14 protein-coding genes are annotated in these 13872 nt (G+C 71.4%); 8 read left to right on the top strand and 6 right to left on the bottom strand.

The window, feature by feature from the left end; translation table 11 throughout:
* The 3 genes from ribA to ARC20_RS17320 all read left to right on the top strand — a co-directional run.
* Positions 1-630, top strand: a 630-nt coding sequence (ribA, locus tag ARC20_RS17330; protein WP_081418262.1) for a GTP cyclohydrolase II RibA, incomplete at its 5' end; no start/stop codon positions are given.
* 35 nt (positions 631-665) lie between these two features.
* Positions 666-1232, top strand: a complete 567-nt coding sequence (locus ARC20_RS17325) for a PH domain-containing protein (RefSeq protein ID WP_081418261.1) — start codon at positions 666-668, stop codon at positions 1230-1232.
* The gene (locus tag ARC20_RS17320) at positions 1229-2749 is read left to right on the top strand and encodes a PH domain-containing protein (protein ID WP_057649330.1); all 1521 of its coding nucleotides are present in this window, start codon (positions 1229-1231) and stop codon (positions 2747-2749) included. Before ARC20_RS17325 ends, ARC20_RS17320 begins: the two co-directional genes overlap by 4 nt.
* Before the next feature lies 1 nt (position 2750).
* On the opposite strand, the gene ARC20_RS17315 is transcribed toward ARC20_RS17320, so the two are convergent.
* On the bottom strand, positions 2751-3806 hold the full coding sequence (locus tag ARC20_RS17315) for a CDP-glycerol glycerophosphotransferase family protein (RefSeq protein ID WP_057649329.1): 1056 nt from the start codon (positions 3804-3806) through the stop codon (positions 2751-2753).
* Between the two features lie 4 nt (positions 3807-3810).
* Between ARC20_RS17315 and ARC20_RS17310 the strand changes: the two genes are divergently transcribed.
* Positions 3811-4641, top strand: a complete 831-nt coding sequence (locus tag ARC20_RS17310; protein ID WP_057649328.1) for a glycosyltransferase family 2 protein — start codon at positions 3811-3813, stop codon at positions 4639-4641.
* On the opposite strand, the gene ARC20_RS17305 is transcribed toward ARC20_RS17310, so the two are convergent.
* The 5 genes from ARC20_RS17305 to def all read right to left on the bottom strand — a co-directional run bounded on the left by ARC20_RS17305 (position 4620) and on the right by def (position 10655).
* Positions 4620-5894, bottom strand: a complete 1275-nt coding sequence (locus ARC20_RS17305; RefSeq protein WP_057649327.1) for an O-antigen ligase family protein — start codon at positions 5892-5894, stop codon at positions 4620-4622. The two genes, ARC20_RS17310 and ARC20_RS17305, sit on opposite strands and share 22 nt — an antisense overlap.
* 192 nt (positions 5895-6086) lie before the next feature.
* On the bottom strand, positions 6087-7805 hold the full coding sequence (locus ARC20_RS17300; protein ID WP_057649326.1) for an ArnT family glycosyltransferase: 1719 nt from the start codon (positions 7803-7805) through the stop codon (positions 6087-6089).
* A gap of 24 nt (positions 7806-7829) precedes the next feature.
* Positions 7830-9140, bottom strand: coding sequence for a 16S rRNA (cytosine(967)-C(5))-methyltransferase RsmB (rsmB, locus tag ARC20_RS17295; protein WP_057649325.1), 1311 nt, complete (start codon positions 9138-9140; stop codon positions 7830-7832).
* Entirely contained in the window at positions 9137-10063 is a 927-nt protein-coding gene (gene fmt / locus ARC20_RS17290; RefSeq protein WP_057649324.1) for a methionyl-tRNA formyltransferase, read from the bottom strand. Before fmt ends, rsmB begins: the two co-directional genes overlap by 4 nt.
* Before the next feature lie 79 nt (positions 10064-10142).
* Positions 10143-10655, bottom strand: coding sequence for a peptide deformylase (gene def / locus ARC20_RS17285; protein WP_057649323.1), 513 nt, complete (start codon positions 10653-10655; stop codon positions 10143-10145).
* Positions 10656-10786: 131 nt separating this feature from the next.
* Between def and ARC20_RS17280 the strand changes: the two genes are divergently transcribed.
* From ARC20_RS17280 to ARC20_RS17265, 4 genes are all read left to right on the top strand, one after another.
* Complete coding sequence (locus tag ARC20_RS17280; protein ID WP_057649322.1) at positions 10787-11911, top strand: LysM peptidoglycan-binding domain-containing protein; 1125 nt, start codon at positions 10787-10789, stop codon at positions 11909-11911.
* Positions 11912-11982: 71 nt separating this feature from the next.
* A complete protein-coding gene (dprA, locus tag ARC20_RS17275; RefSeq protein WP_057649321.1) occupies positions 11983-13134 on the top strand; it encodes a DNA-processing protein DprA in 1152 nt (383 codons plus the stop codon).
* Between the two features lie 43 nt (positions 13135-13177).
* Positions 13178-13651, top strand: coding sequence for a DUF494 family protein (locus tag ARC20_RS17270; RefSeq protein ID WP_057649320.1), 474 nt, complete (start codon positions 13178-13180; stop codon positions 13649-13651).
* A gap of 37 nt (positions 13652-13688) precedes the next feature.
* The coding region (locus ARC20_RS17265) for a DUF4339 domain-containing protein (protein ID WP_152983968.1) at positions 13689-13872 on the top strand (184 nt) is incomplete at its 3' end.

Below are 13872 nucleotides of genomic sequence, written 5' to 3'. Positions count from 1 at the left end.
CGCGCCGCGGCGCGTCCGTACGAATTGGTGACCCGCACGCCGGTGCCGCTGCGCGACGTCGGCATGAGCGAGTTCGTGGTGTTCCGCGGCGGCGTGGCCCAGCGCGACCAGGTCGCCATCGTCGTCGGCCAGCCGGACCTGTCCAGGCCCGTGCCGGTGCGCGTGCATTCCTCCTGCCTCACCGGCGACCTGTTCGGCTCGCTCAAGTGCGACTGCGGCGACCAGCTGCGTCGCGGCCTGGACAAGCTCAAGGCGCTCGGCGGCGGCGTACTGCTGTACCTGGACCAGGAAGGCCGCGGCACCGGCATCGCGGCGAAGATGCGCGCCTATGGCTACCAGCACGCCGGCCTGGACACCATCGACGCCGACGCCCAGCTCGGCTTCGGCCCCGACGAGCGCCGCTATGGCAGCGCGGTGGCGATGCTGCGCGGCCTGGGCATCGAGCGCATCCAGCTGCTGACCAACAACCCGAGCAAGGTCGAACGCCTGCGCGCGGCCGGCATCGAGGTGGTCGAGCGCATCCCGGTCACCGGCGAGATCACCCACGAGAACGAGCAATACCTGCGCACCAAGGCGGCCCGCGCCGGCCATGCGCTGGACGTGGACGCGCTGATCCTCGCCTCGCAGTAGGCCGGCGTGGTTCCGGCGCCGGTCGCGGCGCCGCTATGCTGGGCGCCATTCCGCCAGGCGCCCGCATCGTGTCCGATCCTTCGCCGTCGTCGTCCGAACCCGCATTCCCGCCCTTGCCCGCCACCGACTGGCAGCCCCTGCCGCTGCGCGGCGCGGTGCTGGCCGGGGCGATGGCCGGGCTCTCGCTGCTCGTGCCGTGCCTGGTCGTGGGCGGCAGCCTCCTGCTGCGCATCGGCGAAGGCGCCCCCATTCCGCTGCCGGGTTGGGCCGTCGCGGTGATCGTCGCCATCGTCGCGCTGCTGCTGGGCGGGCTGGCCTACCGCCGCCGCCGCCGGGTGCGCTGGCTGCTCGACGCGCAGGGCCTGGCCGTGCGCCGCGGCGGCTTGTGGCAATCGGAAACCCGCGTGCCGGCCAGCCGCGTGCAGCACCTGGATCTGCGCCGCGGGCCGCTGGAACGCCTGCTCACCCTCTCCACGCTGGTCGTGCATACGGCCGGCAGCCGCTTCGGCGCGGTGTCGATCGCCGGCCTCGACGCCACCGATGCCGAACGCCTGCGCGAACGCCTTTCGCGCCAGCTCGACCAGGACGACGACGCCCTGTGAGCACCCCCGACCTCGAGACCGGCGAGCAGCGGCTGCATCCGCTGTCATGGCTGTTCGTGCTGCTGCAGCAGGCGCGGCAGTTCTTCATTCCGTTGGTGCTGGTGGTGTTCTTCGGCCAGCGCGGCGACCGCGAGGACGGCTACGCGAACCTCGCCAGCCTCGGCGCGATCGGCGTGCTGGTGGCGATCTCGGTGCTGCAGTACCTGACCTATCGCTATCGCCTCGGCGCCGACGCCATCCACATCCGCAGCGGCCTGCTCGAACGCAGCTGGCGCGACATCCCCTACGCGCGCATCCACAACGTGGCGCTGCACCAGAGCGTGCTGCACCGGATGTTCGGCGTGGCGGAGGTGCGGCTGGAATCGGCGGGCGGGGCGCGCCCGGAAGCGCAGATGCGCGTGCTGCGGCTCGATCGTGCGCTGGCACTGGAGCAGCGCGTGCGGCAAGGCACGCATGCGACGCCCGGCATCGATGCCTCGACCGACGGCACCACCCCCGCCGCCGAACCCTCGGTGCGCACGCTGCTGCGCCTGCCGGTGCCGGAAGTGATCCGACTGGGGCTGGTGTCCAACCGCGGCATGGTGGTGGTGGCCGCCGCGTTCGGCGTGCTGTACCAGGTCTTTCCGCAGCGCTCGGTGAGCAACTTCATCACCAACAACGGAGAGGTCGCCTACCGGTACGTGCACGACCTGCACCCCGGGATGGCCGCCACCGCCGTGGCCGCGCTGTTGCTGCTTGCCGCCCTGCTGCTGGCGATGCGCGCGCTCTCCGTGCTGCTGGCGCTGGTGCAGTACCACGGCTTCACCTTGAGCGAGATCGAGCGCCGGCTCACCGTCGAGCGCGGCCTGCTCACGCGCATCCGCACCAGCACCACGCGCCGGCGCATCCAGGCCTGGACGCTGCGCGAGGGTTTCCTGCACCGCTGCCTGCGCCGCCGTCGCCTGCAGGTGGATACCGCCGCCTCGCAGCAGCACGACGACCACGGCCGCGCATTCCGCGACGTCGCGCCCATCGCCACGCCGCAGGCCTGCGACGACCTCATCGCCGACCTGCTGCCGCATGCGGCCTGGCCGCCGGCGCAGTGGACGCCGGTGCCACGCGCCAACGGCTGGCGCCTGGCGCTGCCCTCGCTGTGGCTGCTGCCGGTCGCGGCGATGGCGTCCTGGCACCTCGGCCCATGGGCCTGGCTGCTGCTGGCGTGGTGGCCGTGGGCGCTGTTCTCGGCCTACCGGCAGATCGCGCGGATGGGCTGGTCGGTGGAGGGCGAGCGCATCGTGGTGCGCGGTGGCTGGTGGGACCGCTGGTGGCGCATGGCCGAACTCGACAAGCTGCAGGCGCTGCGCCTGTCACGCTCGCCGCTGGATCGCCTGTTCGGAACCGCCTCGCTGTGGCTGGACACCGCCGGCGCGCAGGCCTCCGCCCCGCCGCTGCGCCTGCGGCTGTTGCCCGAGGCGCAGGCGCAGGCCTTGTACGAACAACTGGGGACGCGGCTCGCGCGCAGGCGCCTGCGCTGGTGATTCAGCGCTGCGCCGGGCCCCAGTAGCCGAGGTCCTTGCGGATCTGCAGCCCGCGCCACAGCGCGCCGAGCGGCTTGCGGCGCAGCCGGCCCATCTCGCCGTCAATGAAATCCTCGGTGGCGGCGATCACCCGCTCCGACGACAGCCCATCGCGATACGGATGGATCGCATCGGCATAGCGCACGATCTCCGCCATCAGCGCCGGCTCCGGCGCCAGCGCGCGCGCCAGCATCTGCGGCAGCTGCGCCGGGTCGTCGAAATCGATCATGTGCGGCTTCGGCGCGCGGTTGCGCAGCGTCACCACCGGCTTGTGCTGCACCACGAACTCCGAAACGATCGAAGAGGTATCGGAGACCAGCACGTCGGCGGCGCGCTGCGCGGCCATCACCTGCTCCGGCTCGACGAAGTGCGCGTTGGCCCCGGCCAGCGCGCGATAGCGGGCGAACAGCTCCGGCGGGCATTTCGGGTGCAGGGTCAGCAGCCAGTAGCGGTCGCCGCGGGCGATGTCGGCGGCGATGGCGTCGTGCAGCACCGGCGCGGCGCTGAGGCGTTCGGTGAAAGTGGAGCCGAACAGGATCACCGGCCGCCCCGCCGCGCGGGCACGCAGCCGCGCGCTTTCGCCATCGTCGTCGCGGAACAGCGGGTCGAGCTTCGGCCAGCCGGTCTCGGCCACCGCGAAGTGGCCTTCGCGTTCGGCCAGCGCGCGGAACGGTTCGGTCGTCGCCGGCCCCTGGGTGCAATAGAGGTCGAACAACCCGCGCACCCGGAAGTGTCCCCGGTTGTCCTCGCGCTTCTGCACGTTGAACCCATGGAACAGCTGCACCTTGGCCCCGGAGAGGAAGCCCGGCACCCAGTTGGCCGCGCTGAACACCGCGCGCGGGCGCAGCGCCAGGGCGCCGCGCAGGTCCACCTGCGGCACGCCGGGCAGCGTGCCGCCACGGGCGCCATCCTCGAACCACGCCGACACCGACTGCCCGCTGGCCTGTAATGCCCGCGCCAGAGGGGCCAGAATAGGCAGCGCGTAACGCTCCGTCGCGAACAGCAGGTACTCGGCCATCTCTATGTCCTCATCGACCGCTCCGTCAGAACGGCCTCGTCTCTCGGCCTGCATTATCGCGTTCAACGAGGCCGATCGCATCAGCGACTGCCTGGCCTCGCTCGCGTTCTGCGACGACGTGCTGGTGGTGGACTCGCATTCCACCGACGCCACCGTGGCGCTGGCGCAAGCCGCCGGCGCGCGCGTGCTGCAGCGGCCGTTCGACGGCTTCCGCAGCCAGAAGGATTTCGCCGTCACCCAGGCCGCGCACGACTGGGTGCTGTGCCTGGATGCCGACGAGCGCGTCAGCGATGAACTGCGCGCATCCATCCTGGCCGCGCGCGATGGCGGCTTCGCGGGCCAGGCCGGCTACCGCTTCAACCGCCTGTCGGACTATTTCGGCCGCTTCCTGCGCCATGGCAATGCCTACCCGGACCGCGTGCTGCGGCTGTTCGACCGCCGCCGCGGCGGATGGCGCGGCAAGCGCGAGATCCACGAGGCGGCAAGCGTCGACGGCCCGGTCGCCACGCTGCGCGGCGACCTCATCCACTACCCCTACCGTTCGCTCGAACAGCAGCTGGCCAAGACCCAGCGCTACGCCAGGATGATGGCCGAGCACGAACATGCGCGCGGCAAGCGCGCGTCGTGGTCGAAGCTGGTGTTGGCGCCGGCGTGGCGCTTCTGGCGCGGCTACGTGCTGCGCGCCGGTTTCCTCGATGGCTGGCGCGGACTGGTCTACGCCTATGTCCGCGCCAACTACGTCCGGCAGAAGTCGATCATGCTGTGGCTGCTGCAGCACGGGCAGCCGGTCGGCGACCCGCCGCGCGCGCCCGATCAGCCGCGCCGCAACGGCTGAGCCTGCTCGGCCTCGCGCACGGCCAGGCCGATCAACGTACCGATGATCGACACGTAGAAGCTCGCCGTGACCTGGTGGGCGAACATCGACTGGGTCATGCCGCACAGCACGTAACTCAGCACCACGACGATGCCGGCCGCCGCCGGCCCGCGGAAGCGGGTCTGCCCGCTGCGCCGGTACAGCCGCACCAGCAGCCACAACGGCACGCCGTACACCGCGAACAGCAGCGCGATGCCGAGGATGCCCTGGGTGGCGGCCCATTCGGCCACGTCGTTGTGCGCATGGCCCAGGTGGCAGCGGTCGATCCACTGGTCGGTGTCGCAGATCGGCAGGCGCTTCATCGCATCGTCGAAGTGGCCCACGCCCACGCCGGTCAGCGGGTGCTCCAGGAAGGTGTCGTAGGCGACGTGCAGGCGCTCCAGCCGCGCACCGGCGGAGGAATCGACGTCGCCGACTTCATAGCGCTGCATGTCGCGCTGCAGTTCGCCGATGCGCATCTGGTGGGTGAGCGCCGGCACCGTGAGCACGATGGTCGCGCCGATGGCCGCGACCGCGGCGAGGATCAGCAGGCGGGTGCGGCCGTCGCGCCAGCGCGCGCCCATCGCCACCACCACCAGCAGGCACAGCAGTGCCGGCCAGACGCCGCGGCTGCCGCTGAGCACGATGGTCACGCAGCCGGCCACCAGCGCCGGCACCACCCAGATCCAGCGCCCGCGCGGCCGGCAGAACACCGCCAGCACCATCAGCATCAGCACGATGTCGGCCAGCACGATGGCGTTGGTCCAGCCTTCGGCGCGCGGATCGCCGCGCGCCACCTGGAACGCCGCCAGCAGCAGCGCGGCGAAGATGCCGGCCACCGCGCCGCGCCACAGCCAGATCATCCGCGGCTGCATCGCATACACCCACAGCGCCGCCCACGGCAGCACCACGAAGCGCGAGCGGTTGTCGACGTCGCGCAGCCCGTGCTCGAACAGCAGCACCGACCACAACGACATCAGCAGCACCGCCACGGTCAGCCAGCCCAGCGCGCGCAGGTTCACGCCCATGCCGGGCACGGACTGGCGCATCGCGCGGAACCCCATCACGCTGGTGCCGAACAGGCACAGGCCGAACGGCAGCAGGCCGCTGGGCATGACGATGACGAAGGCGGCCAGCGCGAACACGCCGAACTCCGCCACGCCGCCCAGGCGCCGCGCACGGCTGGCGTCAGCCAGCGCGGGCAGTTCCGGTCGGGTGGGATGCAATAGCGTCATCGTGGCGCGGGCGGATTCGAGGAGGCGGCCATGATCCTCAGGCAATCACGAACGGGAGCTAAGTCGTGAAGACGCCGCGTGATGGAAACGGGCGGCTTTTCACATCCTCGTGGCCCGGCTTCGGGCAGGCGATTGCTGGAGGCAACGGGTTTACCGGCTGCGGACGGCCGGCCGGGGGCGGCACCTGCGCACTCACTCCACATCGATGTTGCCCTGCTCCTGGCGTTCGCGGTCCAGCTCGGAGGCCGACGGCTTGCAGGGGCCGACCACCGCGTCGGCGGGCACCAGCCACCAGCGGCGGCGGTTGGCCGTGCCGACGATTTCGGCGCGGCCGCGGTCGATGCAGGCCTGCATCGCCGGCTCCTGTACCAGCAGCCAACGGCTGGCCGGCCGTTCAGCCTGCCAGGCCACGCCGCGGCGCAGCTGCTCGGCCCACGGCACCTTGAAGCCGAAGTTCGCCGCCGGGCGGTCGGCCATCAGCAGGTTCTGTTCCTTCCACGCCACCAGGCCGAGTTCGGCGTCCGGGCCGATGCGCCGGCCCGCCTCGCGCATCACGCCGCGCGAGGAGCTGGAATCGTTGAGCAACGGGTAGCCGATCAAGCCGTAGATGACCCACACCACGCCCAGCAGCGAGAGCAGCGCGAACGCCGCCCCGCGCACCCGCAGCCACGCGAGCATCGCCACGCCCCAGGCGCCGCAGGCCAGCAGCACCCAGGCCACGGCGACGCCGACATCGCCGCCGGCCCCGCGGCTGTCGAGCAGCTTGCGTTCAAACGCCGGCTCGCCGAACAGCATCGACAGCCCGCCGGCCAGGCACACCCCCGACACCAGCGCGGTGAACGCCCACACCAGCCACTGCGGCCCGCGCTTGCGCAGCAGGCCCGGCAGCAGCGGCGCCAGCGCCAGGCAGAACATCGGCAGCGCCGGCAGGATGTAGACGTCGCGCTTGCCGCTGGGGATGGAGAAGAACACCAGCACCAGCACCCACCAGGCCAGCGGCAGCAGGTAGCGCGCGTCGCGGCGGCGCAGGCGGCGCCACCACGCCGGGATCGCCCACGGCAGCGCCAGGATCACCGGGATCCACATCGTCGCCATGGTCGCCAAGTGGTACCAGACCGGCTGTGGATGATCCCAGGACTGCGCGTAACGCTTGGCGGTCTGCCGGAACAGGATGTCGTTGAGGTAGGCGCGGTATTCCGGCTCACCGGTGGCCAGCGCGGCCACCACCACCGGCAGCAGCCACAGCGCGATCGCCAGCAGGAACGCTGCCGGCCCCCACCAGAACCGCGCATCGCGCACATGCACGCGCACCCGCGGCCAGCCGGCCACCGAGGCGATGACGGCCGGCAACAGCATCAGCAGCGCGACCACCCCCACGCCCTTGGTGATCACCCCGATGCCGGCGAAGAACCAGCCGGCCGCCCACCATCGCCAGTGCGGCCCGAGCAGCAGGTGGCGCAGCAAGCCGTAGTTGCCCAGCGTGATGAAGCACACCACCAGCGGGTCGATCTGCGCCTTCTTGGCCTGGAAGGTGAAGTGCAGCGTGAACAGCAGTGCCCAGGCGGCGTAGAGGCCGACGCGGCGCGTCCACAGCCGCCGGCCGAGGTCGTACACGCAGGCCAGGGTGCCCAGCGCGGCCAGCAGCGAAGGCAGCAGGAAGGCCACGCGCCAGTCGCGCAGCAGGGTGTACAACGCCGCCTGCAGCCACATCAGCATCGGCGGCTTGTCCGAGTACAGCTCGATGCCCCGGTGCGGGAACAGCCAGTTGCCGCTCTCCACCATCTGCTTGGCGACCAGCGCGAAGCGCGGCTCGTCGGAAGGCCACGGATCGCGCATTCCCAGCCCGGCGCCGATCACCAGCAGCGCGGTGATGGCCAGCAACCAGAATTCCTTGGAGCTCGTCTTGCGCATGGGGCGCAATGATAGCCGCGCCGATCAGGAAGTCTTCAGCAATTTCACGTAGAAGAAGCCGTCGCGACCCTGCTCGCCGGGCAGGCGCTGGCGCCCCGCGCCGGCCACATGACCGAAGTGTTCAGGCAGCGGTTCGACCTGCACGCCGTCGGTGCGCGCGATGAACTGCGCGACCTGCCGCTCGTTCTCCCGCCGCAGCAGCGAGCAGGTGGTGTAGAGCAGGCAGCCGCCCGGGCGCAGCACGCGCCAGGCCGCATCGAGCAACCGCGCCTGCACGCCGAGCAGGGTGTCGACGTCCTCGGCGCGACGATGCAGCAGCACGTCCGGCTGGCGGCGCACGATGCCGGTGGCCGAACACGGCGCGTCCAGCAGCACGACGTCGAACGGCACGCCGTCCCACCAGCGCTCCGGTTCGGCGGCATCGGCCGCCAGCACCTGCGCGCCCTCGTCCACGCCGGTGCGGGCCAGGGTCTCGCTCACCCGGCGCAGGCGCCGCGGGTCGATGTCGATGGCGGTCAGCTGCAGGCCCGGCACGCGTTCCAGCAGGTGCGCGGCCTTGCCGCCCGGAGCGGCGCAGGCATCGAGTACGCGCAGGCCGGGGCGGGGCGCGAACAGGTCGGCGACCTGCTGCGCCGAGCCGTCCTGCACCGAGACCGCGCCCTCGGCGAAGCCCGGCAGCTGCGCCACCGGCATCGGCTCGGCCAGGCGCAGGCCATCGGCCAGGTCGGGCGCGGCGCTGGCGGCGATGCCGGCCTCGGCCAGCAGGGCCAGGTAGGCGTCGCGGTCGTGCTGCCGGCGGTTGACCCGCAGCCACATCGGCGCGGGTTCGGCGCTGGCCTGGAAGACCGCGTCGGCCTGCTCGCGCCAGTCGCGCCGCACTTCATCGCGCAGCCACTGCGGCCAGCTGGCATCGGCGGCCACGGCCGGCAGGCCCTCGCGCTGCGCGCGGCGCAGCACCGCGTTGACCATGCCGGCCTGGCGCGGGCGCCCCAGCGCGCGACACGCATCCACCGTCGCCGAAAGCGCCGCATGCGCGGGCAGCGCGAGCGCATCGAGCTGGGCGAGGCCGGCGAGCAGCAGGCCCTTGAGGTCGGCATCGCGGCGGCCCGGCGGGCGCTCCAGCCACTGGCCCAGCGCCGCCTCGTAGGCGGGCCGGCGACGCAGCGCGGCGAAGCAGATCGCCTCGACCAGCGCGCGGTCGCGCGGCTCGTCGAGCCCCGGCAACACAGCGGCGAACTCGGCCTTCAGCGAGCGGCCGTGGCCGATCACCGCGGCCAGGATGCGCGCGGCGGCCACGCGGGCGGCCACGCCGGCCGGAGCGGGGGCGGCGTTCATGGGGCGAACGCAGCCAGGTCGCGGCGGGCGTTGAGGTAGTCGGCGGCGGTCACCGGCTTGCCGCCCTCGCGCTGGACCACGCGCAGGCGCAGCACGCCCTCGCCACAGGCCACGTCGAGGCCTTCGCGCGAGGCGCGCAGCAGGCTGCCCGGCGGACGGTCGTGGGTTTCATCCAGGGCCAACGCGCCGTGGATGCGCAGGCGGTCGCCGGCCAGCATGGCCTCGGCCACCGGCCACGGCACGAAGGCGCGCACCTTGCGCGCCAGCGCGTCGGCCGGCTGCGCCCAGTCCAGCCGGGCCTCGGCCTTGTCGAGCTTGTGCGCGTAGGTCACGCCCTCGTCCGGCTGCGGGTGCGGCACCGGGCTCAGCCCGACGCGCAGCAGGCCCAGGCCATCGGCCAGCACCTGCGCGCCGAGTTCGGCGAGGCGGTCGTGGAGCTGCCCGCCCGTGTCCTGCGGGCCGATCGGGGTGTGCTGGGCCAGCAGCACCGGGCCGGTATCCAGGCCGGCCTCCATCTGCATCAGGCATACGCCGCTTTCGGCGTCGCCGGCTTCGATGGCGCGCTGGATCGGCGCGGCGCCACGCCAGCGCGGCAGCAGCGAGGCATGCACGTTCCAGCAGCCGTAGGTCGGGATCGCCAGCACCTTCTTCGGCAGGATCAGCCCGTAGGCCACGACGATCATCAGGTCCGGTTCGAGCGCGGCCAGCTGCGCGCGCGCCTCGGGCGTGCGCAGGCTCTCGGGCTGGTACACGGGGATGCCGCGCGCGACGGCTTCGAGCTTGACCGGCGAAGGGGTCAGGCCGCGGCCGCGGCCGGCGGGACGGTCGGGCTGGGTGTAGACGGCCACCACTTCATTGTGGCGGGCGGCCGCGCGCAGCGACGGCACGGCGAAGTCCGGCGTACCGGCGAAGACGATTCTCATGGGGGCGGGGCTCCGGTAAGGGCGCGCTGGCCGGTCGGGAGGCCGGCGCGCGAATGCCCCCGTCCCCCTGATCCGCGCGTCAGGCGACGTGCTTGCGCTGCTTGGCCAGCTTCTTGCGCACCATCTCGCGCTTGAGCGGCGAGAGGTAATCGATGAACAGCTTGCCTTCCAGGTGGTCCATCTCGTGCTGGATGCACACCGCCAGCAGGCCGCCGGTGGTGAGTTCCTGCGACTGGCCCTGGCGGTCCAGGTAGCGCACGGTGATGGTGTCGGCCCGGGTGACGTCGGCGAAGATGCCCGGCACGGACAGGCAACCCTCCTGGTAGACCTGGCCGCCGTCGTGCGCGGTGATCTCCGGGTTGATGAACACCTGCGGGAGGTTCTTCTCCTCGCTGATGTCGATGACCATGAAGCGCTTGTGGACGTCCACCTGGCTGGCGGCCAGGCCGATGCCCGGGGCGTCGTACATGGTCTGGAACATGTCGTCCAGCAGGGTCTGGAAGCCGGGGGTGGTCACCTCGGCCGGGTCGACCGGGGCTGCCTTGGTGCGCAGCCGGGGGTCGGGAAATTCAAGAATGGGGAGCAGGGCCATGGCGATACCCGAGGTGGGGACGCCGGAACAATCCGGCAAGACGTCGCAATTCTAGCGCCAACGCTTGCGCTTCGCCCCGGTATCTGAACTATAGTGCGCGAACCTGTTGGGGAATCAGGCAGAGCGCAATCATGTTCAACCGAATTCGTACGGTCGTCGCCGTGGCGATGCTGACCGTCGCGACCTACGCCGCTGCCGTGGAAATGGCCGGCGACCACCCGGATACCTATGTCGTCAAGAAAGGCGACACGCTATGGGATATCGCGGGCAAGTTCTTGAAGAAGCCGTGGCTGTGGCCGGAAATCTGGCAGGCCAACCCGCAGGTGAGCAATCCGCACCTGATTTATCCGGGTGACGTGCTGAGCCTGGCCTACCTGGATCGCGTCGGCGTCAAGCCCGGCCCGCGCCAGGAAGCGCCGATCAACGCGATTCCGCTGGCGGACATCGAGCCGTTCCTGAAAAACCTGCGCATCACCGACGAGTTCAAGAGCCTGCCCTACGTGGTCAGCCTCGAGGACAGCCGTCTGCGTGCCAGCGCCGGCCAGGTGGCCTACGTGATGAACCTGGACAACGCCCAGGTCGGCCAGCGTTATGCGGTGTTCCGCCCGACGCTGAGCTACGCGCTGCCGCGCCACAACGAGGACCTGCAGGCCAACGGCGATCCGCTCGCCGGCGCCGGCAACCTGTGGAAGACCTACATCGCCCCGAGCACTCGCAACGAGTTCCTGGGCTATGAGATGGCGCAGGTCAACGTCGGCACCGTGACCCGCGTGCCCTCCGGCACCACCGAGGTCACCTCGCTGCTGCTGCAGGACAGCGGCCGCGAAGTGCGCCCCGGGGATCGCCTGATGCCGGTCCAGGCGCAGCCGTACGACCTGCAGTTCATCCCGCACCCGCCGGCCCCGCAGGCCGCCGAGACGGAACTGCGCGTGCTGGCCGTCGCCGACACCTTCACCGCGGCCGGTCCGCGTGACGTGATCGCCATCTCCGGCGGCGCCCGCGAAGGCATCGACAACGGCACCGTGTTCTCGCTGTGGCGCAACAGCCGCCGCGTGAACGACCGCGTCGAGCACTCGCTGATCTCGCGCGCCGACGACGGCTTCACCGGTGGCGGCCGCACGGTCGGCGTGCCGGAGGAGTACGCGGCCCACGCGATGGTGTTCCGCACCTTCGACAAGGTCAGCTACGCGCTGGTGATGGAAGGCGTGAAGCCGGTGAAGGTGGGCTACAACGTGCGTCATCCCGACGCGCAGTAACAGCCTTTCCCGATCCGAGATGGAAACGGCGCCCTAGGGCGCCGTTTTCGTTTGCGCGCCATGCTCGATGGATGGTCGATACCGCCCCTGCCGCCAGTGCGGAAGAACGCGACGCCTGGCTGGCCCTCGTGCTGGCCGGTGGCGCCATCGCGTCCCGGCAAATGTTGCTCACCCTGCACGGCAGTGCGGCGGCGGCGCTGTCGGCCGGCCCTGCGGCATGGCTGGCGGCCGGGTGCGATGACGCGCAGCGGGCGGCGCTCGCGCAGCCTCCGTCCGGCCCGCTGCGGCATGCGCGGCGCTGGCTGGAGGCCGCGGGGCATCACTTCATCGGCTGGGACCACCCGGCTTATCCCCCCCTGCTGCGCGAGTCGCCACAGCCGCCATTGGCGCTGTTCGTGGCGGGCGAACCGGCGCTGCTGGCGCACCCCGGCGTGGCCATCGTCGGCAGCCGGCGGCCTAGCGCGGGAGGCCGGGACCACGCCGGCGTGTTCGCCGAGGCCCTCGCGCAGGCCGGGCTGGCGGTGGTCAGCGGGCTGGCGGCCGGCATCGATGCCGCCGCGCACGAAGCGGCGCTGGGGCATGCCGCGGGCCTCACCCTCGCCATCCTCGGCACCGGGCCGGACGTGCCCTATCCCGCCCGGCACGCCGCCCTGCAGGCACGCATGGCCCGCGAAGGCGCGGTCGCCAGCGAATATCCGCCGGGCACGCCCGCCCGCGCGGGCCAGTTCCCGTCGCGCAACCGCATCGTCGCCGGGCTCACGCTCGGCACGCTGGTGGTGGAGGCCGCGCACCGCTCCGGCGCGCTGATCACCGCGCGGCTGGCCGGCGAAGCCGGGCGCGAGGTCTTCGCCATCCCCGGCTCGATCCATAACCCGATGGCGCGCGGCTGCCACCGGCTGATCCGCGATGGCGCCACCTTGGTGGAATCCGCCGACGACGTGCTGGCCGTGCTCGGCCCGCTGGCGGCCAGCCGCATCGCACCCTTGCGGGGCACCCCTGCCGCCCCCATTGAAGTCGCCGGACGCGATACGGGCCGGCCCCCACTGCCCGCCAACCCCGACTACCAGCGCTTGTGGCAAGCGCTGGGCCACGACCCCATCCCTATGGATTCATTGGTTCAGCGCACCGGATTGACGGCCGCCGCGCTGTCCTCCATGCTGCTGGCCATGGAACTGGAAGGAAGGGTGGTGGTCCGTCACGGCCGCTACATGCGCTACCCCTAGTTTCTTCACCTCCACAGCGTCTCGCGACGCAGGCCGAGGGGCAATGAAAGAGAGCATTCTCGACGTACTGCTTTACCTGTTCGAACACTACTTCAGCGAGGACGCCGACCTCGTTCGTGACCGGGATTCGCTCCAGAACGGCCTGATCCAGGCCGGCTTCAGTCCCGCCGAAATCAGCAAGGCCTTCGATTGGCTCGATGCGCTCGCCGACCAGCGTCCGAGCGTGGCCCAGCCGCGCGTGGATGGCCCGGTGCGCATCTACCATGGCCCGGAACTCGACAAGCTCGACATCGAGTGCCGCGGCTTCCTGCTGTTCCTGGAGCAGCACGGCATCCTCGATGCCGACCAGCGCGAACTGGTGCTCGACCGCGCCATGGCGCTGGACCAGGACGAGCTGGACCTGGACGACCTCAAGTGGGTCATCCTGATGGTGCTGTTCAACCAGCCGGGCGCCGAAGCGGCCTACGCCTGGATGGAAACCCAGATGTTCGTGGACGAGCCCGAACCCGTACACTGATCGCTTCCACGCATTGGAAGCACAGGGGAAGCGGGTGATGAGCGAGTGGTATTACGCCGAGGGCAACCGGCAGCGGATCGGCCCGCTGCCGGATGAGAACCTGGTCGAGCTGTACCGTTCCGGCCGCATCGGCCTGGATACGCTGGTCTGGCGCGAGGGGCTGCCGCAGTGGCGGCCGCTGGGTGATTTCGCCGACGAACTCGCCCTGCCCGCCCCCGCCG

Origin of the sequence: Stenotrophomonas panacihumi, from assembly GCF_001431645.1 — a bacterium.
In the GTDB taxonomy this organism is placed as follows: domain Bacteria; phylum Pseudomonadota; class Gammaproteobacteria; order Xanthomonadales; family Xanthomonadaceae; genus Stenotrophomonas_A; species Stenotrophomonas_A panacihumi.
This window is presented reverse-complemented; position numbering and strand designations above follow the sequence as displayed.

Coding starts and splice junctions, on each gene's coding strand:
- ARC20_RS17325 (WP_081418261.1), top strand. CDS start 666: ATGCTGGGCGCCATTCCGCCAGGCGCCCGCATCGTGTCCGATCCTTCG.
- ARC20_RS17315 (WP_057649329.1), bottom strand. CDS start 3,806: ATGGCCGAGTACCTGCTGTTCGCGACGGAGCGTTACGCGCTGCCTATT.
- ARC20_RS17310 (WP_057649328.1), top strand. CDS start 3,811: ATGTCCTCATCGACCGCTCCGTCAGAACGGCCTCGTCTCTCGGCCTGC.
- ARC20_RS17305 (WP_057649327.1), bottom strand. CDS start 5,894: ATGACGCTATTGCATCCCACCCGACCGGAACTGCCCGCGCTGGCTGAC.
- ARC20_RS17300 (WP_057649326.1), bottom strand. CDS start 7,805: ATGCGCAAGACGAGCTCCAAGGAATTCTGGTTGCTGGCCATCACCGCG.
- rsmB (WP_057649325.1), bottom strand. CDS start 9,140: ATGAACGCCGCCCCCGCTCCGGCCGGCGTGGCCGCCCGCGTGGCCGCC.
- fmt (WP_057649324.1), bottom strand. CDS start 10,063: ATGAGAATCGTCTTCGCCGGTACGCCGGACTTCGCCGTGCCGTCGCTG.
- def (WP_057649323.1), bottom strand. CDS start 10,655: ATGGCCCTGCTCCCCATTCTTGAATTTCCCGACCCCCGGCTGCGCACC.
- ARC20_RS17280 (WP_057649322.1), top strand. CDS start 10,787: ATGTTCAACCGAATTCGTACGGTCGTCGCCGTGGCGATGCTGACCGTC.
- dprA (WP_057649321.1), top strand. CDS start 11,983: ATGGTCGATACCGCCCCTGCCGCCAGTGCGGAAGAACGCGACGCCTGG.
- ARC20_RS17270 (WP_057649320.1), top strand. CDS start 13,178: ATGAAAGAGAGCATTCTCGACGTACTGCTTTACCTGTTCGAACACTAC.